Below are 24,666 nucleotides of genomic sequence, written 5' to 3'. Positions count from 1 at the left end.
TCCCTTTCAGCCCCGGTGCATTTTTTTGGCAGCCTCGATGCGCTTCAGATACTTGAAGGTCCCCATCGCCTTTGCCACCAGCTTGTCGCCGTTCCAGACCTCGCCTTCGCAAAAGCACATGGTGGTGGATCGATGCAGGGTCTTGCCCTTGGCGACAATTCGGTGGCCGGGTGTGCCGCCTGCCTGCATGAAGCTGGTTTTCATTTCCACCGTGATGCTGGCCTGGATATCGGGATTGTCCGAGCGGCCGGCCATGGCCATCGCCACATCCAGCAGCGTCATCGTCAGCCCGCCATGGGCGACCTGCCAGCTGTTCATGTGGCGCGGCTGCAGAGTCAGGGCGATCTGCGCCTCGCCATTGCCCATGCCGAGGAATTCCACCCCCAAGTCGTCCAGAAACGGAATTTCTACTGGAAACGGTTGTGCTGTCATAGCAGTCATTGCGACCCCCATGGTTCAGCTTCGCGGGTACAGGCCTTCATCAAAATCCTTGCTTGCTGCATGCATTTACCTTTCCATACTTTTCACTGGCGTGTGCCGCCAAGCGCGCCCCCTGTCGGCGGGCTGCGCTGCCTACGCCAAACATTGTCCTGCATTTCGCCCGTCAGCGCTGCGAATGCTGCTGACGGCAACGCCCGGATGCCAATTGTAACCAGATTGCCCCTTTTTCTCTGTTCCACACGGCGGTTTGATTCGGTTCGCCAAATCAGCACGGCGCACTGATATTTGTGGCAATACTTCACTTATAGTTACAATTTTCAGTATCTTTCGGGTTCAACGTCGTCCAGAGTCGACACAAGCCCGCCAATGCAGTAATTTTTTGCAAGTTTGGCTGTCCAAACCGGCGCGAATTTGTTAATGTTTCGCTACCATTATTGCAACATCAACAGCATACTCGGCAAGCCATGAACCAACCCCGCCGCCTCGGCACCCCGCTCTCTCCCTCCGCTCTCAAGGTCATGCTGCTCGGCGCCGGCGAACTTGGCAAGGAAGTCATCATCTCCCTGCAGCGTCTCGGCGTCGAAGTCATCGCCGTCGACCGCTATGCCAATGCACCAGGACACCAGGTGGCGCATCGCGCCCATGTCATCGACATGACCGACGGCGCCGCGCTCACGGCGCTCATCGAACGGGAGCAGCCGCATCTGGTCGTGCCGGAAATCGAGGCAATCGCAACACCTGCCCTGCTGGCACTCGAAAAGGCCGGCAAGGCCACCGTGATCCCCACGGCACGCGCGGCCTGGCTGACCATGAACCGCGAGGGCATCCGCCGGCTGGCAGCCGAAGAACTCGGCCTGCCGACGTCGCCCTACCGCTTCGCTGCCAGCCTGGACGAACTCAGGGGTGCCTGCGCCGAGATCGGTTTTCCGTGCGTGATCAAACCCGTCATGTCCTCATCCGGCAAGGGGCAGTCGAAGATCAATGGCGCCGACGAAATTACGGCCGCGTGGGATTACGCCGCCGCCGGCGGCCGCGTCGATGCCGGCCGCGTCATCGTCGAAGGCTTCATCGACTTTGATTATGAAATCACCCAACTGACCGTGCGCGCCCTGGACGGCAATGGCGCGCCCGTCACCCATTTCTGCGAACCGATCGGCCACCTGCAGGTCCACGGCGACTATGTGGAATCCTGGCAGCCCCATCCGATGCCGCCGCTGGCGCTGCAACGCGCCCGCGAGATCGCCCGCACCGTCACCGACAACCTGGGCGGGCTGGGCGTGTTTGGCGTCGAACTGTTCGTCAAGGGCGACATGGTGTGGTTCTCGGAAGTCAGTCCGCGGCCGCACGATACCGGCATGGTGACCATGGCCAGCCAGCGCCAGAGCGAGTTCGAATTGCATGCCAAGGCGATCCTCGGCTTGCCGGTCGACACCAGCCTGGCTTCTCCAGCCGCCTCGACCGTCATCTACGGCCAGCTCGAACAGGATGCGATCGCCTTCGAAGGCGTCGCTGCCGCGCTTGCCCTGCCCGGGGTGGACATCCGCCTGTTCGGCAAGCCGCAATCGTTCGCCCGGCGCCGCATGGGCGTGGCCCTCGCTACAGCAGCAGACATCGACCGCGCCCGCGCCATTGCCCGCCAGGCCGCGCAGGCCGTCAAGCCGGTGCCGGCCTGACCATGAAATTGCCGCTGTTGCGCCTCGACAGCGCGCTTACCAGCAACGAAGTCTTTCGGGTCGCCTCGCTGTTTTTGTACCTCATCCTGCTGGTGCATGCCGCCATGGCGGCAGCCACCCAGCGTCTGGTTGTTTCCGACGCCAGCGTGCTGGCGCTGAGCCTGGTCACGCTGCTGTTCCTGGTCTCGCTCGGCCGATTCTTCTGGCCGCGCGTCGTCGCGTATGACCAGGGGCGCCTGCTGTTCGAGATGGGCATCGTCATGCTGGCCATCTCGATACTGGCGCTGCAACGCACCCTGCCCTCGGTTGACCTGTCCAGCCTGATTGCCGTGGCCGGCGTATTCCTGCTGCCGCTGGAAACCGGCGCTGCCGTCGCCGCGACCTTCGGCATCCTCGTCCTCGGCCTCATCCTGCGCAGCGAACTCGACATGCGCTTGAGTGACTGGCTGCCGAACATGTATGCCCTGCTGTTCGCCGGCCTGCTGGCACGTTTGCTGGGGCGCGCCCTGAAACAGAATGCCCTGGCCCTGGACCAGGCCAAGCTCGACCAGCGCCGCTTTGATGCAATCGCCCGCGCCACCCGCCACGCGCTCATGATCGTCGACGACAAATTCAGGATCACGTACGTCAACCCGGCCTTCCAGGAAGTCACCGGCTACGCCGAGGAAGAAACCCGTCACATGTCTTTCAGGGACGTCAACCATCCGGATGACGAGATCGAAAGCAAGAAGAAGCTGCGCTACCTGCGCAACATGCCCTCCAGTAGCATCTTTTCGCGCCACCGAACCCTCCACAAAGATGGTCACTGGGTGTGGGTCGAGGTCCGCGGCTACAACCTGCTGCATGACCCCGCCATCAAGGGGCTGGTGTTCAGCATCGAGGATATCAGCGAGCGCAAGGAATACGAACTGCGCCTGGAGCACCAGGCCTTGCATGACCCGCTGACGGGCTTGCCGAACCGCCGCCATGTCCTCAAAAGGCTGACCGGCGCCATCGAGGCATTCCGCGAAAATCAGACCCGCCTGGCGGTACTGGTATGCAACCTCGATTTCTTCAAGAGCCTCAACGACATGCACGGCCACGACTTCGGCGACAAATGCCTGCTGGAGCTGACACGCCGCATCTCGGCCGAGCTGGCGCCGGGGGATTTTGTGGCCCGCTTCGGCGGCAACGAATTCGTGGTGCTGGCCGACGGCGGCCCGGCCGAAGCGAAAAGCAAGTCCGAGGCGCTGCTGGCGGCGGTATCGCGGCAACTGGTGGTCGAGAATGTCATCGTCAAGCTGCAGGCCAGCGTCGGCATCGCCTTCCTGCACGCCGGTCACAAGAACCCCGCCGAGCTGCTGCGCGATGCCGATGCCGCAATGTACCAGGCCAAGGAAAGCGGCCGCAACCGCGCCGAAATCTTCGACGCCGCGCTGCAAGACCTGCGCACTCGCCGCGCGCAGCTGGACGCCGCCCTGCGCTTTGCGCTGGAACGCGACGAGCTGTCGCTGAACTACCAGCCCAAGGTCGCGCTCGACGATGGCACGATCCGCGGTTTTGAACTGCTGCTGCGCTGGAACAACCCGCAGCACGGCGAAATAGCGCCGCAGGAATTCATCCCGATCGCCGAAGAATCCGGGCTGATCGTGCCAATCGGCCTGTGGGCGCTGGAGCAGGCCTGCCTGCAGTTGCGTTCCTGGGGCAGGCATCGTGCGACCGCCGACGTGACGATCGCCGTCAATGTCTCGATGCGCCAGTTGCTGCAATCGTCCTTCCTGCCGGAAGTCGCCGCCATTCTCGATCGCACCGGTGTCTCGCCCGCTGCAATCGAGCTGGAACTGACGGAATCCTCGGCCATGGCAAACCCGCTGCAAACCATCGAAACCTTGTCGATCCTGAAGAAAATGGGTTTCCGCCTGGCGCTGGACGATTTCGGCACCGGTTATTCATCGCTGGCTTACCTGCAAAAACTGCCGCTGGATGTATTGAAAATTGACAAGGCCTTCATCCACGGCTTGGGCACCAACAGCAGCGATGCCGAAATCATCCGGCTGATCCTGGCATTGGCGCACACCCTGAAACTCGACACCGTTGCCGAAGGCGTCGAGACGGCCGAACAGGTCATGCTGCTCAAGCACATGGGTTGCCATCTCGGCCAGGGATACACCTTCTCGCGCTCGGTCACTGCCCGCGAAGCCGAACAACTGCTGCACCTGGCGTCGTCGACCGTCCTGGCATCCTAGTACAGCCTGCTGTGCAAATATACAGTCGCTGAAGCGGGTAAATCACTCAACGCAGTATCGCCGGAGAAGCGGCATTTTCCAGCCATAGCCTCGCGGGGTTTTGCGGCTGCCTTATATCGATTTGCCTCAAGTCGGTTTTGACACCCATCATGCGCGGCGTATTCAATTCATACACCAGGGTATGATTGTCCAGCCATTCGATCTGGTCGTCGATGCTGCGACTTTCCTGAAAAACCGTTTCCCTGTCGCTGGCCAGATCCAGTACCGCAGGGGCCCAGCCTGTGCGGCCTCGCCGCTTCTTGAACGCCAGCTTGCTGCCATCGGGCGATACCGAAGGACATTCGATGCCTGGCCGCAGCAAGTCGATGCGACGCGCGCTGATGCTCCCCCGGGCGAGATAAGGCCGCTCTTTGATCGCCGCCGTGACGTAAAAAATGTCCGGATTGCGCGGATCGAAACTCACGCCCCAGAGATTCATGTCTTTGGAACTGATCTGCACATTATTGTGGAAAATATTCCAGTTTTCCAGCGGCGGCATGCTGAGCTTACGTTGCCGCAGATCGATGACCAGCGCCTGGGTCGCGAAACTGGCCGTGCCATAAGCGTGACCGGCAATAAACACAGTACTGCCGGCATGCGTGGCGTCGGGCGAAACGCGGGCCCTGCTAACGGCCATACCCATCGGCATCTTGCCGAAAAACACAGTCTCCAGCTTGAAGTCGGTCACGGCGTAGCTAAGACCGGTGCCAGTGCTGCCTTGCTGTGACGTGCCGAGGCAAAAAATGCTCTGGCGCGCCATGTGCACGCGTTCGCACGCGAGCGTGGTGGGACGCCGTTCGAGAATTTTCTTGCTGAGTGGATCGAAGCGCACCATGTCGATACGCACCGGGGCATCCTTGCCGGCGTTGCGCACCAGCGCAAAGCCGGGGCCAGCGGCATAAGGACGCAAGTCGCTCACGCTAGCGGCTGCCGGCGTCGCCGCATATGCCATGCTGAGATGCCCCATGCCGGACACAACGGCGGCAAAGGAGGTGGCACTGACAAAAGCTGCGCCCAGCAGCTGCCGCAGGACCACAACAGCAAGGCCGCGGGATTTCTTTGGTTTGCGCCTTTGCCGAGGCAGCATGTCTTGGTGTCGGGTCATGGAATGCATATCCTTTGCGGCGTGGCTTCAGGCGGACCTTGCGCCCTGCCCCAGCTTGCGGGCAAGCAGCACCGTCAGGAAAAGCATCGCCAGCATGGCAATCCCGAACCAGCCGACCGCCTGCTCCTGCCCCAGGCTTTCCCAGCCCCAGCCGAACAGGATCGACGAGCCCATGCGGCCCAGGCTGGTCAGGGTGCCGATGCAGGCGATGCCGGTGGCGTGCATTTCGACGGGCAACTGCTTCACCGCCAGCGCCGCCAGGATGCCATCGGTGGCGGCATAGTAAGCCCCCAGCAGCACAATGCACACGACCAGCTTGATATTGCCGGATGCCGGCAGCGCCACATACAGGCAATACACCAGCCCCAGCATGAGGTAACCAGCCAGGAAAACCCGCACATGGCCGAAGCGGTCGGCCAGCCGACCCAGCGGGATCGCCAGGCACATGAAGACGCAGGCGGTGGCGACGAACAGCAGCGGCAGGTAGCTGGCATCGAAATCGAGTTGCCGCTGCAAGCCAAGATAGATCATGTTGTCGCTCAGGGTAAACAGCGACAGCAGGCTGGCAGCCGCCACCAGCAGCATGAAGCGCGGCGAACGCATGGTGCGCAGCATCGCCGCCAGGCTGAGCGACTGGCGTTGATCCGGCGCGGTGGCGCTGCCTTCCCTGCCGGCCTGGACGCACAAGCCGAACACCAGCAAGCCGAGTACGGCAAAACACAGGCTGCCCAGGAATACGATATCGAAGCGTCGCGGCAGCCACAACAAGAGTGCGGTAGCCAGCAAGGGACCGATGATCGCGCCGACGGCATCCATGGCGCGGTGCACGCCGAACGCCGCGCCGACGCTGGCTGCGCTCGCATGGCTGGCGATCAGCGCGTCGCGGGGGGAAGTGCGGATGCCCTTGCCGACGCGGTCCACAAGCAACACGGCCGCGACCGACAGCCAGCCGGCGATACCGGCGAACAGCAGCGCAAATTTGGCCAGCGCCGACAGCAGGTAGCCGGTGAAGGCAAGCGCCTTGTGCCTGCCGCGCCGGTCGGCCCAGTAGGCCGATGCCAGCCGTGCGATGGCGGCGCTGCCATTGTAGAGACCGTCGATCAAGCCGAATTCAAAGGGAGACAGCCGCAGGACAGAAAACAGGTAGAGCGGCAGGATGCTGGCGACCATTTCCGCCGAAATATCCGTCAACAGGCTGGTCATGCCGAGAAAATAAACGCCTGCACCGATTCGGCTGCGGCTGGCTGCGCCGAGGGCCGGGCTGTGCAGCGCCGGATTGAGGCCGCTTTCAGTTTGGTACATGGAAGTGTCGGTGAATTTGCCGGGCGAATGCACATGCGCCATCGAACCAAATTGATTGCCGTGTTCAGGACAGCCGCGCTTGCAAGCTAGGAGAAAAATAGCACCGAGGCATCCAAGGGATTTGCCAATGATCAATCTTATGAATTAAAGGACCTATTTTTGCGCAAGCAGGACTGGCGAGGATGCCTGAAGAGAGATTGCACTGACGCAGACAAGCATGCGAGCAGCGCCACTGAACGCTTGCGTCGCGGCGTGTTTACTGCACTAGGGCGCCAGCGTCAGCGTGCCAAGCCGGTTTTTTTCCACCGCCGCGCGGACGGTTTGCATCGGCAGGTATTCGACCCCGGCCCAGCGGGGCGCCAGATTGCGATACAGGGGCGAAAACACATTGCCGGACTGGCCGGTGGAAAGCATGAAGCGTGATTTTTCCGGATCGCCGAGGTCGTACAAGGCTCGCAGGCCGGCGGCATGGCGGTTGACGAAGGGCGCCGCTTCGTCGCGCGGATTGTTGCGACCGACATTGATGCTGAAAGTATCGCCCGGACTGGGCACCTCGACATTGAACACGTCACTCAGCGGCGCCACCTTGCCGAACGGCCGGTGTTCCGAGCGCGCGGCATGGGCCTCGCCCCAGCGCCACTGGCGCGCATCCTTGCCATAGCGCCGTTCAAGGTCGTCCAGCGCCGCCTCCAATGCCAGCGGCAGCAGCGCGGCGCAGGCGCCACCCTGCGCCGGCGCCTGCCGCGATGCACCGGCGCACCAGCGGCCCTGCCCGTCCTTGTCGCGCAGGACATTGAGCATGGCCTGGTGAAAATTGCGGTATTCCCAATATTCCCTGAAGAGTTCCTCGCCCAGTTCATCGGCGAATATCTGTCGCGACAGTTCGCGCAACCAGGCCGTGGCAATCAGGGGCTCGGGCCGGCCAGCCGCCATGGCGCCATCCCAGCGCGCCAGCATGTCCAGTGCCAGGCGAGCGCGCTGGCTGGACGCACTGGCCTGCCGCATCAACGGAAAAAGTTCGGGCAAAAGTTCGCGCATCGCCGGCGAGACATCGTCTTTCTGCATCGCCGCGAAACTGTCCAGGCTATGCCGCGGGGTCGCCGCCAGCAGTTCGTCGATGCGCTGGGCGCGATACGGCAAGGTCCATTCGCTGGTGATGAAATAAGGATAATCGTTGCCGACGATTTTCTGGTTGGCGGTGAGAATATGGCCTGCGGGCGGATTGTACTGGCGCGGCAAGGCATCGAAAGGGATAAAGCCGTTCCAGTCGTAGCGGCTGTCCCAGCCTGGCGCCGGCGCCAGGCCTTTCAAGTCATTTTCCGGCTTGCGCAACGGGATACGCCCCGGCGCCACCATGCCGATATTGCCGTCGATATCGGCGTAGACCATGCTTTGCTGCGGCGCGCCGAATTCCCTGGCTGCCGCGAGGAACTCGGGCCAGTTGCGCGCCCGGTTGAAGCGCAATCCGGCTTGCAGGGTCATGTCATCGGGACGCAGTGCGGTCCATGCGAATGCCACCACGTGCTGGCTGGCATCGATGGGCGCTTTTTCCAGCACTTTCAAGGCGCCGCTGATGACCGGGCCATGCCGGGATTGACGCACTTCCAGGCGCACGTCCGCTTGCCCCTTGACCTTGATGGTTTCCGTGCGCGTCGCGAAATCGGCCCAGCCGTCGGGCGTCTGGTATTGCCGCGGATTGCCGGGACGCAGGCGTTCGATATACAGATCCTGCACGTCCGGCGCGGTATTGGTGAAACCCCAGGCGATATGATCGTTGCGTCCCAGGACCACCGCCGGGATCCCCGGCAAGGTGGCGCCGATGACATTCAGGCCGGGTGCCGATAGATGCGCCAGATACCAGAGCGATGGCGCCGCCAGGCCAAGATGCGGGTCATTGGCCAGCAAGGGCTTGCCGCTGCCGGTGCGGCTACCCGCCAACACCCAGTTGTTGGATCCCATGCCCTCGACGTACGACGGCGGCGCGATTTGCGCCAGCGCCGCCAGCTGCTGGCTGGTGCCTGACAGCTTCCGATAGAAGTCAGTGTAATCCCGTGTCGGCAGCGGCGCATCGCCTGGATAGGGTGCCAGGAATTCATTGATTTGCACCAGCGAGAGGCGCTGCGCCAGCCGCATGCGCAGCAATTCCTGCGTCCAGTTGGCGCCCAGGTCCCAGGCCATCATGGTTTGCCAGCCGACCGAGTCCACCGGCTCCCATGGCTGTGGCGCGGCCGTGCCGGTGAGGACGAATTCCGGCGGCAAGGGGCCGCTGCGCCGGACCAGATAGGCATTGATGCCGTCGGCATAGGATTGCAGCACCGTGCGCGTCTCCGGCGCCAGGCGTGCGAGGATCTGTTCGGCATTGCGGCGCACGCCGAGGGTACGCAGGAAGCGGTCGTTCGGCAGCGCATTCGGCCCGAGGATCTCGGCCATGCGGCCGGCCGGAATGCGACGGTTCATTTCCAGCTGCCACAGACGGTCCTGGGCATGCACGAATCCCAGCGCAAAATAGGCGTCGCCGGCCGATTGTGCGTAGATATGCGGCACGCCGGCGGCGTCGCGCACGATATCCACCGCCGCCGACAAACCGGGCGCCTGCAGGATGCCGTCGATTTGCGGCTGGCTGGCGCTGCGGTACCAGAACAAGGCGCAAGCCAGCAGCAGCAGCGCCGCCAGCAGACTCAGAGCGAGCCATTTCACGAACTTCCTCATGCGGCCTCCATGCCGATGTTTTTGTTACTTCGACGATGCGGCAGATTATCACAGGCATGCCGGAATGCGCCTGTGCCTGCATTCTTGCCGCAAATGGTCTATAGTCATGGCAACGCATTCCGCCAAAGAAATCCCATGAAATTCGATGTCGCCATTGTCGGCAGCGGCCTGGCCGGCCTGTCGGTCGCCCTGCACCTCGCAAAATCCCGCAAGGTCGTAGTCATCTCCAAACGCTCGCTGCTGGACGGCGCCAGCAACTGGGCACAAGGCGGCATCGCCGCCGTGCTCGATTCCGGCGACAGCCACGAAGAGCATATCGCCGACACCCTGGTGGCCGGCGCCGGCCTGTGCGACGAAGCCGCCACCCGCTTCATTGTCGAGCATGCACGCGCCGGGATCGAATGGCTGATCGAGCAAGGCGTGCCCTTCACCCGCGACGCGGAGGCTGAACTGGGCTTCCACCTGACGCGCGAAGGCGGCCACAGCCAGCGCCGCATCATCCACGCCGCCGACGCCACCGGTCATGCTGTGCAGGTGACGCTGGAACAAAAGGTGCGCAATCACCCCAACATTACCCTGCTGGAAGACCATTTCGCCATCGATCTGATCACGTCCGGCAAACTCGGCCTGACTGAAGGCGGCACCTCCACCTGCCTCGGCCTGTATGTCCAGGACAGGAAGACCGGCAAGGTGATCACGCTGGCGGCGGACCAGACCGTGCTGGCCACCGGCGGCGCCGGCAAGGTCTACCTGTACACCACCAATCCGGACACCGCCACCGGCGATGGCATTGCCATGGCCTGGCGCGCCGGCTGTCGCATCGCCAACATGGAGTTCATCCAGTTCCACCCGACCTGCCTGTACCACCCTTACGCCAAATCCTTCCTGATTTCCGAAGCGGTGCGCGGCGAAGGCGGCCTGCTGAAACTGCCGCAGGAAGCCGGCGCCAAGGCCGGCACCCGCTTCATGCCGGCGCACGATGAACGCGTCGAGCTGGCGCCGCGCGACATCGTGGCGCGCGCGATCGACTTCGAGATGAAAAAACGTGGCCTGGATCACGTCGATCTCGACATCACCCACCAGAGCCCCGAATTCCTCAAGGAACACTTCCCCAATATTTACGCGCGCTGCCTGGAACTCGGCATCGACATCACCACCCAGCCGATTCCAGTGGTGCCCGCCGTGCATTTCACCTGCGGCGGCGTGGTCACCGACATGACCGGACGCACCGACCTGCATGGCCTGTATGCCGTCGGCGAAACCGCGTACACGGGCTTGCACGGCGCCAACCGCCTGGCCAGCAATTCGCTGCTGGAATGCCTGGTGATTGGCCGTGCCACCGCCCAGCACATCGAGGAGCAAGCCAAGCCGGCGTCGTTCCCCTTGCCGGCATGGGATGAGAGCCGGGTCACGGATGCCGACGAGGAAGTCGTCATCACCCAGAACTGGGAAGAACTACGCCGCTTCATGTGGAATTACGTCGGCATCGTGCGCACCAACAAGCGTCTGGAACGCGCGCAGCACCGCATCCGCATGCTGAAGGAAGAAATCGACGAGTATTACGCGAATTTCCGCATTACGCCTGATCTGCTGGAATTGCGCAACCTGGCGACGGTGGCTTCGCTGATCATCGAGAGCGCGCTGTCACGCCGCGAAAGCCGCGGCCTGCATTCCTCGCGCGATTACCCGGAAACCTTGCCAAAAGCCTTGCCGACGGTGCTGACACCGCCGCGCAAAATGGCTGATTAAAAAAGGCTGATTAAAAAAGGCTGGTAACTCAACTGATGATCCGCAAGGAATAGTCGCTTGCTTTCACATCCTTGGTCAGGCTGCCGATCGAAATGCGGTCGACGCCAGTCTCGGCGATCGCCCGTACGCTGTCCATGTTGACCCCGCCGGAGGCTTCCAGGATGGCGCGCCCGGCATTCAGTGCCACCGCGGCACGCATGGTCTCCAGGGTGAAGTTATCCAGCAGGACCGACGTCGCGCCTGCCGCCAGCGCCTGCTCCAGCTCGGCGAGGTTTTCCACTTCAATCTGGATCGACACGCCGGCCTTCAGGGCTAGCGCCGCATGCATGGCCGCAGTCACACCGCCGGCCGCGGCGATATGGTTTTCCTTGATCAGGATGCCGTCATACAGGGCCAGGCGCTGGTTCTTGCCGCCGCCCACGCGCACCGCATATTTTTGCGCCAGGCGCAGCCCCGGCAAGGTCTTGCGGGTATCCAGGATCGCCGCACGGGTGCCGGCAATCACATCCACATAACGCCGCGTGGCGCTGGCCACGCCAGACAGGAGCTGCAGGAAATTCAGCGCCGGCCGCTCGGCGGTCAGCAAGGCCCGCGCCGGCGCCTTGATGGTGCACACCACGCTGTCGGCCGCCATCAACGCGCCTTCGGCGTATTGCCAGTCGATCGCAATGTGCGCATCGAGCTCTTTCATCACGCCTTCGAACCAGGGGGCGCCGCACAGCACCGCCGCTTCGCGAACGATCACCTCTGCCTTGACCGTTTCCTGCTCGGGCACCAGCCTGCCGGTAACGTCGCCAGTACCGACATCCTCGGTGATGGCGGTGGTGATGTTGGCTTCGAAAGCCGCCGCCAGCAGCGGGTCGAAGGGAGCGAAAGGATTGTTCAGCGTGCTCATGCGGGTCCGATTCCAGAAAATAGTTGTTGTTCTTTCGCCAGGTCGCCGGAGGGGCGCACATTGGCTTTTTGCCTGGCAGCGAAATCCAGCATGCGGTCGATGCAGACATAGGCCTTGCGGCCGATTTCCGGATCGACAAGGATTTCATTGCGGCCGGTTTCCAGCACTTCAGCCAGATTGCGCAAGCCGTTCATCGCCATCCACGGGCAATGCGCGCAGCTCTTGCAGGTGGCGCTGTTGCCGGCGGTTGGGGCATCGATGAAAGTCTTGCCGGGCGCGGCCATTTTCATCTTGTGCAGGATGCCATTGTCTGTTGCGACGATGAATTCCTTTGCATCCAGCGACCTGGCTGCGGCGATCAGCTGCGAGGTCGAGCCGACCACGTCGGCCAGCGCCACCACCGCCTCCGGCGACTCCGGGTGCACCAGGATCTTGGCATTCGGATGCTCCTTTTTCAGCAACTCCAGTTCGACGCCCTTGAACTCGTCGTGCACCAGGCAGGAGCCCTGCCACAGCAGCATGTCGGCGCCGGTTTTTTTCTGGATATAGCTGCCCAGGTGCTTGTCCGGCGCCCACAATATTTTCTTGCCCTGCGCATGCAGGTGGGCAACGATATCCAGGCCGATCGAGGACGTCACCATCCAGTCGGCGCGCGCCTTCACTGCCGCACTGGTATTGGCGTAAACCACCACGGTCCGGTCCGGGTGGGCATCGCAAAACGCCGCAAATTCATCGGCCGGACAACCGAGGTCGAGCGAACAGGTCGCGTCCAGGTCCGGCATCAGGATGGTTTTATCTGGGCTGAGGATCTTGGCGGTCTCGCCCATGAACTTCACGCCGGCCACTACCAGGGTCTTGGCCGGATGGTCGCGGCCGAAGCGCGCCATTTCCAGCGAATCCGACACGCAACCGCCGGTTTCCTCGGCCAGGTCTTGCAAATCAGCATCGACATAGTAATGCGCCACCAGCACCGCCTGCTTTTCCTTCAGCAGCTTGCGGATGCGTTCTTTCAAGGCGACTTTTTCTGCCGGCGTCGGGACATCGGGCACTTTGGCCCAGGCATTGGCAACGCAACTGGTGCCGACATCCATTTGCGGGCGTTCGAATTCAATGGTTTTGATCTGAGTTTGCATGCTGACCCTGAAAAACGGTGGTACCAAAACAAGATTATAAAGCCAGATGCCGATGGACTCATGCCGTCAAATAAGGATGGCAAATCACAATAAAAAACGCAGCCGGCAAAGGCTGCGTTTTGTGCAATCAGCGGCAATAAGCCGACCAATAAGGGACCAATAAGGGACCAATAAGGGACCAATAAGCGGGGCCGGCTTATTCGATACCCTGGCTTTCCAGGAATGCTTCGTAGCCGCCCTGGAAATCGGTGATCTTGCCATCCTTGATTTCCAGGATGCGCGTGGCCAGCGAAGAAACGAATTCACGGTCATGCGACACGAAAATCAGGGTGCCGGCATATTTTTCCAGCGCGATATTAAGCGACTCGATCGATTCCATGTCCATGTGGTTGGTCGGTTCATCCAGCAACATGACATTGTGACGACCCAGCATCAGCTTGCCATAAATCATGCGCCCTTTTTCGCCACCGGACAGCACCTGAACCGATTTCTTCACATCGTCGCCGCCAAACAGCAGGCGCCCCAGGATCGAGCGCACCGCCTGGTCATCATCGCCTTCCTGGGTCCACTGCCCCATCCAGTCGGCGAGATTCTTGTCGACGGCAAATTCCTCGGTCGGATCCTGCGGCATGTAACCGACGTTGGCATTTTCTGCCCATTTCACTGTCCCGCTATCGGCATGCAGGCCGCAGATTTCATCGCCGCCAACGCAACGCAACAAGGTTGTTTTACCGGCACCATTGGGGCCGATGATGGCAATTTTTTCGCCCGCCTCGACCATGATGCTGATGTTCTTGAAAATCTGGTGGTCATAGGCCTTCGACATCCCCTGGGTTTCGACTGCCAGTCGATGCAGCTTCTTCTCGCCCTCGAAGCGAACGAAGGGATTGGCCCGGCTGGAAGGTTTGACATCTTCCACCTTGATCTTCTCGATCTGCTTGGCGCGGGAAGTCGCCTGGCGTGCCTTGGATTTGTTGGCCGAGAAACGCCGCACGAAATCCTGCAATTCGGCGACCTTGTCCTTGGCCTTGGCGTTATTTGACAGTTGCTGCGCCCGTGCCTGCGACGATGCCAGCATGTAATCGTCGTAATTGCCCGGATACACCTTCAACGTGCCGTAATCCATGTCGGCCATGTGGGTGCAGACCTGGTTCAGGAAGTGGCGATCATGGGAAATGATGATCATGGTCGAATTGCGCTGGTTCAGCACATCTTCGAGCCAGCGAATCGTGTCGATATCGAGGTTATTGGTCGGCTCGTCTAGCAGCAGGATATCCGGATTGGAAAACAGCGCCTGCGCCAGCAGCACGCGCAGCTTCCAGCCTGGGGCGACATTGCTCATCGGCCCCTGGTGCTGTTCGGTGGGCACGCCCACGCCCAGCAGCAGTTCACCGGCACGCGCTTCCGCGGTATAGCCATCGTACTCGGCAAATTTCGCTTCGAGGTCAGCCGCCTGCATGTAATCATCGTCGGTGGCGTCCGGATTGACGTAGATCGCATCGCGCTCGCTCATCGCCGCCCACATTTCGGTGTGGCCCATCATGACCACATCCAGCACGCGCATCTCTTCAAAAGCGAACTGATCCTGGCGCAACTTGCCCAGGCGCTCATTGGAATCGAGCATGACAGTGCCAGCGGACGGTTCAAGGTCGCCACCGAGGATTTTCATGAAAGTGGATTTGCCGCAACCGTTGGCGCCGATCAAGCCATAACGATTGCCATCCCCAAATTTGACGGAAATATTTTCAAACAGTGGCTTGGGGCCGAACTGCATCGTGATGTTTGCGGTGGAAAGCACGGAAAAGCCTTTAAAAACAAGTAAATTAACCCGACATTTTACCATTGCGCGATGCTGCATACAGCAGGCCGTAGCCAGCAAAGATCATGGCGACCTGCATTGCGACGGAAAACGCGGGAAATGTGGCAAGAATGATCAGGATCAGCCGCAGGACCGCAACGCCGGATAGCCGGTTATCGCGAGCTGCAGTTCATTTTTTTGTGAAACAATTTGCGCCTGGCAACCGACCGGCAGGGTCAATTTATCGGCGATATGGCCGAAGGGCAAGCCGGTCAGGATCGGTGTGGCCACGCGCGAGCGCACATACTGCAGCATGGCATTGAAATCATAGCCATTGTCGTAATCGCTCAGGCGGTAACTGGAAAAATCGCCCAGCAGAATCGCCTGCTGCCGCGCCAGCACACCCGCATGCAGCAATTGCAAGAGCATGCGTTCGACCCGGTAGGGATGCTCGTTGACATCCTCTACGAACAGGATGCCATCCTCGATGTCCGGGAAATATGGCGTGCCGAGCAGATGCGTCAGCATCGCCAGGTTGCCGCCCCACAGGCGCCCTTCGGCCTCGATCGCCGGATTATTCGGCGTCGCCACCGTGACCGCATGACGCGACTGGCCCAGACATTGCCAGAAATGCGAAAGTGTAAAGTCGCTCGGGGCAGCGCTGCCAAAATCGCCACAGACCATCGGCCCGGCGAAACTGACTGCGCCGCTATGCGCCAAAAGCGCCATGTGCAAGGCGGTGAAATCGCTATGACCAACGAACAGCTTGCCGCTGTTGGCCAGGATGGATAAATCCAGCATGGGCAGGATGCGCGACATGCCATAGCCGCCGCGCAAGGCCATCACGATCTGTATATCAGGATCGTCGGCGGCGGCATGCAACTGCGCCGCGCGGCCATTATCGGTAGCGCCGAAACGCTGGAATTTTTCCGCGGGATCGTAGTAGTTGTGCACCAGGCAGCCCTGCCGCTCCAGCAGCGCGATGCCGCGCGCCAGCGCCGCCTCGTCGGGAGGATAACCGCCCGGCGCCACGATGGCGATGCCGAGCCCGTCCGGAATGGCGAACATCGATAGACTCATTCAAGCTCCATCCAGTTGCGCCGCCTTTTGCTGCTGCTGGATTGCACGCCGCTCGGCAAAGAACTCCTTCAGCAATTGCCCGCATTCGGTCGCCAATACGCCGCCGGTCAGTTCGGTTTGGTGATTCAGCTTTTCCTGCTCGAACAGATTGACGATGGAACCGCAGGTGCCTGTCTTGGGGTCGGTCGCGCCGAACACCACGCGCGCCAGGCGCGCATGCATCATGGCGCCGGCGCACATGGCGCACGGTTCCAGGGTCACGAACAGCTCGCAACCCGGCAGGCGGTAATTGCCGAGGATGGCGGCGGCTGCCCGCAGCGCCATGATTTCCGCATGCGCGGTCGGGTCATGGGTGCCGATCGGCTGGTTGAAGCCGGTGGCAATCACGCGGTCTTCATGTACCACCACCGCGCCGACCGGCACCTCGCCCAGGGCCCAGGCATTGTGCGCCTGGTCGAGCGCCTGGCGCATGTAGATCAGGTCGCGCATGGCTTATTCGGTAATTTCGGCCCAGCAGTTGGGCGTTTCATGCAAGACCAGCTTGTGCAGGCGCAGGCCGGTGCCATAATGGTCCTGGTAAGCGGCCTTGAGGATGTCAAACGCCGTTTGCGCCAGGTTTTCCACGGTCGGAATGCTGTCGATGACGACCGTCTTGTGGCCCGGCAGCGATTGCAGGAATTCGCGCACCTTTTCATCCTTGGCATATACCAGGAATGCATGGTCCCAGACATCGACCAGATGCTGCTTGGCCAGGGCTTTTACGTCCGAAAAATCCATGATCATGCCTTGGTCGGAGCTGCCCTCTTCCCGGATTATTTCACCCATCAGGGTGATTTCCAGGGTATAGCGGTGGCCGTGCAGGTTGCGGCACTGGCTCTTGTGGTCGGGAATCCGGTGTCCGGCATCGAATTCCAGCTTGCGGGTTATGGTCAACATGCCAGTTAAATCTTTATTCAGGGTATTTGCAGCAGTTTATGGGTTTGCAAGCTCAATTTCCAGTGCGGATTGCGCTTGCAGGTGTCGATGGCCAGGCGCGTATTGGCTTCCTGCTGCGGGCCGTCCATGGGCTGCACGTAAAAATGCTGGAAATCCAGCGTTTCATAATCCTGCAGGGACTGGCCGACCTGCGGAATCACCACCTTCAATTCATTGCCGCTCCTCTGCACCAGCTCGGAGCCGATCTTGGGACTGACGCATATCCAGTCCACCCCGGGAGGCACTGGCAGGGTGCCGTTGGTCTCGATGGCGATCTCGAATCCGGCTGCATGCACGGCATCGATCAGCGGCGTATCCAGTTGCAAAAGTGGTTCGCCGCCGGTAAATACCACGTACTTGCTGGCGGCATGTGTGTCGGGCCAGAGGCTGTCGATGGCGTCCGCGAGTTGCTGCGCACCGGGATACTTGCCACCTCGTTCGCCATCGGTGCCAACGAAATCGGTATCGCAAAACTTGCAGACGGCGCTGGCGCGGTCGCTCTCGCGTCCGGACCACAGATTGCAGCCGGAAAAACGGCAAAACACCGCCGGCCTGCCGGCATGCGTGCCTTCACCCTGCAGGGTGTAAAAAATCTCTTTGACACTATAAGTCACGTAAAAACCATATCCGTTCAATACAAGGGCAAGCTTGGATTATACCCGGCATCAACGCCCTGATTCTCGCCACGCATCCCTGGAAATCAAGCAGTCGAGTCGGACAATTGCAAATTGTTCATGTATCATTCCCGTCCGAAAATAGGGATCGCGTAATTCAGCAGCGATCATTTTTTGGCAAGCCAATATGGATCGTCGCACTGCCGCTTTTCAGAAATTCTGCAAACAAAGAAGCAAAGACCTGGAACGGATCGCGCGTCATACCCGTGGCGACTATGACAGTTCCGCCGTCGAAGCAGAAGCCTGGATGTTGGCCGGCGAAATCGAGAGAACCAAGGAAATTGAAATCGATTTCCTGGCTGAGAAAGATCAGAACCTGTTAATCAGCCATCTATACCAGGAACTGGTCAGATACGCTGAAAAAACCGTCCGCTATGCAATCAGGCTCGATCGCTCCGCCTATTCTGACGAATCAGGGGATGACGGCCATCCCCTGCTAAGGAAGTTCGTCGCGGATGACGGGGCCAACCCTCTGAGCATCCTGGCGGCGCGGGGCGACACGTCATGGCGCGACATCAATCCCGGCCGCCATGATTCGCTGGCCGGCGCCTACGTCCACCTCCTGGAATCTTTCGACAACAGAATGAAAATGGTCGCCGACCATCTCCTGATTTCACTGTCTTACAGTTACCGATGCTGCGCCAGGGCCAGGATGTTCGCCGAAAAACAGCGGCCGATACCGCTCAGCCTCCCTGACTGTCAGGATGATTTTTTTCCCAAAGCCTGGCGAAAATTCAGGATATGGAAAACACCGCGGCAACTGAGTTTCGACTTCGACGAGGAGCCGGCGCTTTCCCTGCCTTCTCGGATCGAATAGCACCAATGCGCCCGAGAAGACGCTGGCACAATGAAAAATGCCCGATCGCGCATCCGCGAATTCATCGACTCATCAGCTCAGGCATGTGTATCCTTGCGTCCCAATCCTTCGGCAATAAAGGCCAGCACCAGCGTATTCAGACTCACGCCTTCCGCCTTGGCCCGCTGGGCCAGCTTGGCATGGATCGTTTTCGGCAAACGCGTAATGAATCGTCCTGACGCCATTGGCACAGGCTCGGGGCGGTACGCCGGCTCGGGAATCGCCTTGCCGGCATCCATTCTGGCCGACACCCAGGATGCAAATGCATCGCGACCATTGGCCACAGCTTGCATCTCGGTTTCGCCATCAGACATGCAGCCGGGCAAATCCGGGAAGGTGATCAGATAGCCGCCACCATCATCCGACGACAAGGGGCTGACGATGTGGGCGTAGGCCTCGAACGGATACGGCGGAACTGCCTGGGCGATGCGCTTGATCGCGGTTTCACTCATGATTGCAACTCCTTGACGCTATTAACTAAAGTCAAAAACTGTCGGATATAGACAGGCTTGATGGGCCGGTGCGCCGGCACGGACACATCACTGTCCACGCCGGGATAGCCAAATACGTGATGACTGCCACCGTGATTACGGCACTCGATTCCGAACTGTGCGGCTACGGAAAGCAGATCGTCAATCCGCCAGTCTCGCGGATTGTTCCGCATGGCTTCGAGCAGCTTAGTTCGCTTGTTCATGGCATGTATAGTATCTCATTTGATACTAAATAGCCAGCAAGGTTCAAACCCTCGCGTTCGCTATGGCGTTGGCTATTGGTCCGCACCGATGCTCAGACTTGCGCTCTGTGGGGCGATAAAGGAAGCCGGTGCCGAATAAATAATTGACACCGGCCTCGCCCATTTCCAAATGGCCCATCTCAAAAAATGCTTTGAGCCCCCGTCTGATTTACCAGGCGGATCAGGTCAGTAGCCAACGCCAATGACAGCGCGGAATTTGGTTTTGGCAGCCATCATCTTTTCGTAAGCTTCGGCGGCTTTTTCCAAAGGAAACACCTCGATCATCGGCCGTACGTCAGCCAATACACTGAAACGAAGCGCCGACTCCAACTCCTTTGTCTTTCCAGTGAAGGTCCCGCGAATGGTGTTCGGTCCTTTGAGGAAATCCATTGCAGTCAGCCCGAGATCGTCGTCAGCAACTGCGGCAATGATCAATTCGCTATCTTTCCCGAGCCCATCGATAAGGCTGGAGATGGTCTTGCCATGCGGCGCCGTCGCCACGATGACCTTCGCCCCACCAAGTTCACGGAGCTTTTCGGCCACGTTCTCAGTGGACGAGTCAATAAATTGGTGTGCTCCCAGATTGCGCGCCAGTTCTTCTTTATCCTTGTTGCCCGAGATAGCGACAACGTACAGGCCAATTTTCTTCGCGTACTGAATTGCCAGATGCCCCAGGCCGCCGATCCCTGAAATCGCTACGACATCACCCGCACGTGCCACACTGTTGCGAAGTGCACTGAACACAGTTTCACCGGCGCACAAGATCGGGGCAGCCTCTTCAGAAGAAAGCTCTTCAGGGATCAGAATCAGGGCATCTTCATTGGCCACCATGTACTCGGCATAGCCACCGTCCATGGTAAGTGCCGTCGTTTGGTGATGGCCGCAGGTGTGGCCGCCATCCCAGCCGATACCGACCCGCTGACCTACTTTCCATTTCGTGGCGCCGTCACCCAGCTTTTCCACAACGCCGACAACCTCATGCCCGGGGATCCGTGGATATGAGTTAGCCCACCCCTCGATGATCTTCGCCTCACCATGGCAAACACCACACGCTTGCACACGGATCAAGATCTGATCCACCTTTGGATCTGGAATAGGGACCTGGACGAGCTCCATAGGCTTTCCAGGCGCAGGCACTTGTATTGCCCTCATCATTGTCATGTTAATTTCCTCTTGATTCGTAAAGCTTGACTAATCGAAATCTGTCCACCATTACTTCGCTGTTGGATCTTTCAATTGTCTCGAATCAAGGGATTGCGCGCTTGCCCGTTCCTTCCACTGGTTTGCACAATCCTGCGGGCCCAGCCGCCCTCAACACGACGCAATGGTGCTGGCGCTCCACTAGCATCACATAGCCAAGTTAGCTCTTGTTGTCAGTGCCTTTGCTACGGATACTTCGTATATCCTTCTGCGGGGGAAGCCCAAACATTTTTCTGTATTCGCGACTGAACTGGGAAAGGCTTTCATAGCCAACCTCCAGAGCAACGTCAGTAACATTGAAATCTTCGTCCAACATCAAACGCCTTGCTTCCACGAGTCTCAATTGTTTCTGACACTGCAGTGGCCCCATGCCGATGGCGGCTTTGAACTTCCTATGGAAGCTGGTGACGCTCATATTCAACTGCTCCGCCAGCTCATCCACAGCGAAAACAGATTTATAGTTACTTCTTATCCAGTCATTTGTGGAATAAATATCCCTTGCATTCCGAATTCGAAGAATATCTTGAACAAACGAACTGCCATAAGGACCAGTGACGATGTTATAGACCATCTCACGCTTTAGGTGTTTTTCCAGGAACGCATTGACACCCCCGCTTTTAGCAAGATTGACGATCCGCAGTGCAAGCTCAAGAAAGCTTAATTGGTCTTGGCTGCCAACTTCTAGAGAGGCGGATTTCTCCAGTACAGAACTAGTGAAATTAACCTCCATATCAAGCAGTACAGCAACGACATCTTCCACGGTAAAGTCGAATCGCAGTGCCAGATGGGGTGAAGGTGTTGCAATCGCAATCGCGTGTGCAGCAACGCCTTTTATGGAAGAAGATAGAAAGTATTGGCCAGATGAATATTCGACCACGCCGGACTGCTGTGTAATACGCACCGCGCCGTTGATAATCAAATAAGCAAAGGTATCCTGCGTGGATGACGCGATAACCGTGTCATCCCGATAGCAATGAAGAGTTCCGTAAGCGATCCCGCTGTTGGACTCGCCCTCTGGCCGGTTTAGCTCCTCGATTGCTGAACATAGAGAAGTTATTATTTTTTTCACGATATTTGGCCGGCCGGACTCGGGCCTAAGAAATCAAGTCTCCCTATAATATCAAGCCCATGCTACTCAGCGTCGCGCATGGCATCACTTTGCGTATTTCTTCGCCCCTGCGACGCAGATCACCGCACCTAACGTCACAACCAGCATGGTCCAGCTCACCTTTTCGTGAAGAAGCAGTGCTGCAAGGCCAAGCCCCATGAAGGGTTGGCACAACTGGACTACCGCCGATCCGCTTCGCTGCTCGGCGATAGCCATCGATAGCTGTCGCAACGCATTACTTTTAAAATCAACGCGTTACGATGGATTCTCGATAGCCAACGATAGTCCCCGAAGGACCTGATTTCATTCCCACTCGATGGTCGCGGGCGGCTTGCCCGAAATGTCATACACCACCCGGTTCAAACCCCGCACTTCATTGATGATGCGGTTCGACACCCGCCCCAGCAAGTCGTGTGGCAGGTGCGCCCAGTGCGCGGTCATGAAATCCTGGGTCTGCACCGCGCGCAGCGCCACCACGTATTCATAGGTGCGGCCATCGCCCATCACGCCGACCGACTTCACCGGCAGGAACACTGCAAAAGCCTGGCTGGTCTTGTCGTACCAGGACTTGCCGTCCTCATCGACGGTCTTGCGCAATTCCTCGATGAAGATCGCGTCGGCGCGCCGCAGCAGGTCGGCGTATTCCTTCTTCACTTCGCCGAGGATGCGCACGCCCAGGCCCGGGCCCGGGAACGGATGGCGGTACACCATCTCATGCGGCAGACCGAGCGCCACGCCCAGCTTGCGCACCTCGTCCTTGAACAGTTCGCGCAAGGGTTCCAGCAACTTCAGGTTCAAGGTCTCGGGCAAGCCGCCGACATTGTGGTGGCTCTTGATGGTGTGGCCCTTCTTGCCCTTGCCGGCGGACTCGATCACGTCCGGGTAGATGGTGCCCTGCGCCAGCCACTTGGCATTCTTCAGCTTGCCGGCCTCGACCTGGAACACTTCGACGAATTCGCGGCCGATGATCTTGCGCTTGGCTTCCGGGTCGGTCACGCCGGCCAGGTGCCCCATGAACTGCTCGGTGGCGTCGATGTGCAGCACTTTGACGCCCAGGTTCTTGCCGAACATGTCCATCACCATCTTGCCTTCGTCGAGACGCAGCAGGCCATGGTCGACGAACACGCAAGTCAACTGGTCGCCAATGGCGCGGTGGATCAATGCCGCCGCCACGCTGCTGTCGACACCGCCGGAAAGGCCAAGAATGACTTCATCGCTGCCGACCTGTGCGCGGATCGCCGCCACCGCCTCGGAAATGTAGTCGGGCATGTTCCAGTCTGCCTTGCAGCCGCAGATTTCGTGCACGAAGCGGCCCAGCATGGCCTCGCCCTGCAAGGTATGCGTGACTTCCGGGTGAAACTGTACGGCGTAGAACTTGCGTTCTTCGTCGGCCATGCCGGCAATCGGGCAATTGTCGGTGGACGCCATCAGCTTGAAGCCGGGCGGCAGGTCGATCACCTTGTCGCCGTGGCTCATCCATACTTTCAGCATGCCGTGGCCTTCTTCGGTGACGAAGTCATTGATGCCGTTCAGCAGTGCCGTATGGCCGCGCGCGCGCACCTCGGCATAGCCGAATTCGCGCACCTTGCCGTTTTCCACCTTGCCGCCCAGCTGTGCCGCCATGGCCTGCATACCGTAGCAGATGCCCAACACCGGCACGCCGGCCTCGAACACAGCCTGGTGCACGCGCGGCGTATCGCCTTCGATGACGGAATTCGGACCGCCCGAGAGAATGATGCCGGCTGCGCCATAGTTACGAATGAAATCGTCGCCGATATCATAGGGATAAACCTCGGAAAACACGCCGGCATCGCGCACGCGACGGGCGATCAGCTGAGTCACCTGGGAACCGAAATCAAGGATAAGGATTTTCGAATGCATAGAAAGCACGTCTTCCGGGAAGTCAAAAAATGAAAAAGGGATTCAGGCGCGTCTAGGCATGGCCTGAAGCACGCAATTGCGACCCGCATCCTTAGCCGCATACAGAGCGACATCGGCGCGGCTAATCAGTTCTTCCGTACTGGCCGACGGAAACTGCACGGTGGAAGCGATACCGGCACTGATGCTCAGCTTGAGCATCGTCGCGCCAATGAATTCGGGCTGTGCCGCGACCGCCTGCCGCATGCGTTCGGCCACGGCCAGCGCGGTCTCATGGCAGGCCCCCGGCAATACCACAAGGAACTCCTCGCCACCGTAACGGCCCAGCGCTTCCTGCGGCCCGATGCAGGAACGCAGGCGGCTGGCGACACTCACCAGCACGGCGTCACCGGCCGGATGACCGTGACTATCGTTGATCTTCTTGAAAAAATCCAGGTCGATCACCACCAGCGCCAGCGGCATGCCCTGCTTGTCGCAACGATCCGCTTCGATGCCGAGAATGCGCATGATGGCGGCGCGGTTCCAGATCTTCAGCAAGGGATCCACCAGCGAGCGGCGACGCAGGCTCTTGTTCTTTTTTTGCAGGGCAATCTGCAATACGCTCATCGACTGCAGCTGCAGTTCACGCTCGACCAGCGCCGCCAAGTCGAGCAGCAGGCGCCGGGCATCCTGGCCGAACGCGCGCGGCGCAGAATCGACCAGGCTGACGCTGCCAATCACTTCCTGCCCCTGGCCGCGCAAAGGCTGGGTGGCGTAAAAACGGATACCCGGCGCCCCCGCCACTGCGGGATGCGCCGCCAGGTGCGCATCGCGCCGCGCGTCCGGCACCACAACAGCACCTTCCGGCACCGGCAGACTGGCGCAGAAAGCCTCGGCCTTGCTTTGCGTCGCTGTCGCCGCCGGAAATTCGCAGCAGCCATCCTTGAACTGCACCACGCAATCGGCCACCTCAAACAGTTGCCGGCCGATGCGGCCGATGCGCGCCATCTGCTGTTCCAGCTGCTCGCGCGAAGCGCAGCCTTCCTCACCCGGCAGCTTATCTGTCGAGGTCGGCTCGGATCGGCGCTCAGGGGCGATGATCATGGCGGGCTGG

At 60.0% G+C, this 24,666-nt stretch carries 21 protein-coding genes and 1 pseudogene; 4 read left to right on the top strand and 18 right to left on the bottom strand.

Annotation, left to right across the window (positions count from 1 at the left end):
- Positions 1 to 6 precede the first annotated feature (6 nt).
- Positions 7 to 441, bottom strand: a complete 435-nt coding sequence (locus D3878_RS04290) for a PaaI family thioesterase (RefSeq protein WP_233556226.1) — start codon at positions 439 to 441, stop codon at positions 7 to 9.
- Between the two features lie 464 nt (positions 442 to 905).
- On the opposite strand from D3878_RS04290, the gene purT reads away from it, so the two are divergent.
- The gene (gene purT / locus D3878_RS04285) at positions 906 to 2,114 is read left to right on the top strand and encodes a formate-dependent phosphoribosylglycinamide formyltransferase (protein ID WP_119784355.1); all 1,209 of its coding nucleotides are present in this window, start codon (positions 906 to 908) and stop codon (positions 2,112 to 2,114) included.
- A gap of 2 nt (positions 2,115 to 2,116) precedes the next feature.
- Complete coding sequence (locus D3878_RS04280; RefSeq protein WP_119784354.1) at positions 2,117 to 4,339, top strand: putative bifunctional diguanylate cyclase/phosphodiesterase; 2,223 nt, start codon at positions 2,117 to 2,119, stop codon at positions 4,337 to 4,339.
- Between the two features lie 46 nt (positions 4,340 to 4,385).
- Here the strand turns inward: D3878_RS04280 and D3878_RS04275 are convergent, their stop codons facing one another.
- From D3878_RS04275 to D3878_RS04265, 3 genes are all read right to left on the bottom strand, one after another.
- Positions 4,386 to 5,483: a hypothetical protein gene (locus D3878_RS04275; RefSeq protein WP_147383879.1), complete on the bottom strand. Its 1,098-nt coding sequence runs from the start codon at positions 5,481 to 5,483 to the stop codon at positions 4,386 to 4,388.
- Positions 5,484 to 5,510: 27 nt separating this feature from the next.
- A complete protein-coding gene (locus D3878_RS04270) occupies positions 5,511 to 6,785 on the bottom strand; it encodes an MFS transporter (protein ID WP_158592169.1) in 1,275 nt (424 codons plus the stop codon).
- A gap of 264 nt (positions 6,786 to 7,049) precedes the next feature.
- The gene (locus D3878_RS04265) at positions 7,050 to 9,494 is read right to left on the bottom strand and encodes a penicillin acylase family protein (protein ID WP_119784351.1); all 2,445 of its coding nucleotides are present in this window, start codon (positions 9,492 to 9,494) and stop codon (positions 7,050 to 7,052) included.
- A 135-nt stretch (positions 9,495 to 9,629) separates the two neighbouring features.
- Between D3878_RS04265 and nadB the strand changes: the two genes are divergently transcribed.
- A complete protein-coding gene (nadB, locus tag D3878_RS04260; protein ID WP_119784350.1) occupies positions 9,630 to 11,243 on the top strand; it encodes an L-aspartate oxidase in 1,614 nt (537 codons plus the stop codon).
- Between the two features lie 28 nt (positions 11,244 to 11,271).
- Here nadB and nadC read toward each other — a convergent pair whose 3' ends face one another.
- The 7 genes from nadC to queE all read right to left on the bottom strand — a co-directional run bounded on the left by nadC (position 11,272) and on the right by queE (position 17,738).
- Entirely contained in the window at positions 11,272 to 12,138 is an 867-nt protein-coding gene (gene nadC / locus D3878_RS04255; RefSeq protein WP_119784349.1) for a carboxylating nicotinate-nucleotide diphosphorylase, read from the bottom strand.
- Positions 12,135 to 13,271, bottom strand: a complete 1,137-nt coding sequence (gene nadA / locus D3878_RS04250; RefSeq protein ID WP_119784348.1) for a quinolinate synthase NadA — start codon at positions 13,269 to 13,271, stop codon at positions 12,135 to 12,137. Before nadA ends, nadC begins: the two co-directional genes overlap by 4 nt.
- A gap of 196 nt (positions 13,272 to 13,467) precedes the next feature.
- Positions 13,468 to 15,069, bottom strand: coding sequence for an ABC-F family ATPase (locus tag D3878_RS04245; protein WP_119784347.1), 1,602 nt, complete (start codon positions 15,067 to 15,069; stop codon positions 13,468 to 13,470).
- Between the two features lie 141 nt (positions 15,070 to 15,210).
- Positions 15,211 to 16,149 carry a muramoyltetrapeptide carboxypeptidase gene (ldcA, locus tag D3878_RS04240; RefSeq protein ID WP_233556225.1) on the bottom strand — a complete coding sequence of 313 codons (939 nt, stop codon included), beginning with the start codon at positions 16,147 to 16,149 and terminating at the stop codon, positions 15,211 to 15,213.
- Complete coding sequence (gene tadA / locus D3878_RS04235; RefSeq protein WP_119784345.1) at positions 16,150 to 16,638, bottom strand: tRNA adenosine(34) deaminase TadA; 489 nt, start codon at positions 16,636 to 16,638, stop codon at positions 16,150 to 16,152.
- Between the two features lie 3 nt (positions 16,639 to 16,641).
- Positions 16,642 to 17,085 carry a 6-carboxytetrahydropterin synthase QueD gene (gene queD, locus D3878_RS04230; RefSeq protein ID WP_119784344.1) on the bottom strand — a complete coding sequence of 148 codons (444 nt, stop codon included), beginning with the start codon at positions 17,083 to 17,085 and terminating at the stop codon, positions 16,642 to 16,644.
- A gap of 17 nt (positions 17,086 to 17,102) precedes the next feature.
- Entirely contained in the window at positions 17,103 to 17,738 is a 636-nt protein-coding gene (gene queE, locus D3878_RS04225; protein ID WP_119787692.1) for a 7-carboxy-7-deazaguanine synthase, read from the bottom strand.
- A gap of 307 nt (positions 17,739 to 18,045) precedes the next feature.
- Between queE and D3878_RS04220 the strand changes: the two genes are divergently transcribed.
- Entirely contained in the window at positions 18,046 to 18,615 is a 570-nt protein-coding gene (locus D3878_RS04220; RefSeq protein WP_147383878.1) for a hypothetical protein, read from the top strand.
- A gap of 77 nt (positions 18,616 to 18,692) precedes the next feature.
- Here D3878_RS04220 and D3878_RS04215 read toward each other — a convergent pair whose 3' ends face one another.
- From D3878_RS04215 to D3878_RS04185, 7 genes and pseudogenes are all read right to left on the bottom strand, one after another.
- Positions 18,693 to 19,106, bottom strand: a complete 414-nt coding sequence (locus D3878_RS04215) for a type II toxin-antitoxin system HicB family antitoxin (protein ID WP_119784342.1) — start codon at positions 19,104 to 19,106, stop codon at positions 18,693 to 18,695.
- A complete protein-coding gene (locus tag D3878_RS04210) occupies positions 19,103 to 19,348 on the bottom strand; it encodes a type II toxin-antitoxin system HicA family toxin (protein WP_119784341.1) in 246 nt (81 codons plus the stop codon). The genes D3878_RS04215 and D3878_RS04210 overlap by 4 nt, the downstream gene beginning before the upstream one ends.
- Before the next feature lie 225 nt (positions 19,349 to 19,573).
- Entirely contained in the window at positions 19,574 to 20,503 is a 930-nt protein-coding gene (locus D3878_RS04205) for an alcohol dehydrogenase catalytic domain-containing protein (RefSeq protein ID WP_233556224.1), read from the bottom strand.
- Positions 20,504 to 20,747: 244 nt separating this feature from the next.
- Complete coding sequence (locus D3878_RS04200; RefSeq protein ID WP_119784339.1) at positions 20,748 to 21,656, bottom strand: helix-turn-helix domain-containing protein; 909 nt, start codon at positions 21,654 to 21,656, stop codon at positions 20,748 to 20,750.
- A gap of 84 nt (positions 21,657 to 21,740) precedes the next feature.
- Positions 21,741 to 21,875: pseudogene (locus D3878_RS04195) on the bottom strand (EamA/RhaT family transporter); the annotation flags it as partial.
- A gap of 123 nt (positions 21,876 to 21,998) precedes the next feature.
- Positions 21,999 to 23,576: a glutamine-hydrolyzing GMP synthase gene (gene guaA, locus D3878_RS04190; RefSeq protein WP_119784338.1), complete on the bottom strand. Its 1,578-nt coding sequence runs from the start codon at positions 23,574 to 23,576 to the stop codon at positions 21,999 to 22,001.
- A gap of 42 nt (positions 23,577 to 23,618) precedes the next feature.
- Positions 23,619 to 24,656: a sensor domain-containing diguanylate cyclase gene (locus tag D3878_RS04185; RefSeq protein WP_119784337.1), complete on the bottom strand. Its 1,038-nt coding sequence runs from the start codon at positions 24,654 to 24,656 to the stop codon at positions 23,619 to 23,621.
- Between the last annotated feature and the right edge of the window lie 10 nt (positions 24,657 to 24,666).

The sequence above is a fragment of the Noviherbaspirillum sedimenti genome (assembly GCF_003590835.1).
In the GTDB taxonomy this organism is placed as follows: Bacteria; Pseudomonadota; Gammaproteobacteria; order Burkholderiales; family Burkholderiaceae_D; genus Paucimonas; species Paucimonas sedimenti.
This window is presented reverse-complemented; position numbering and strand designations above follow the sequence as displayed.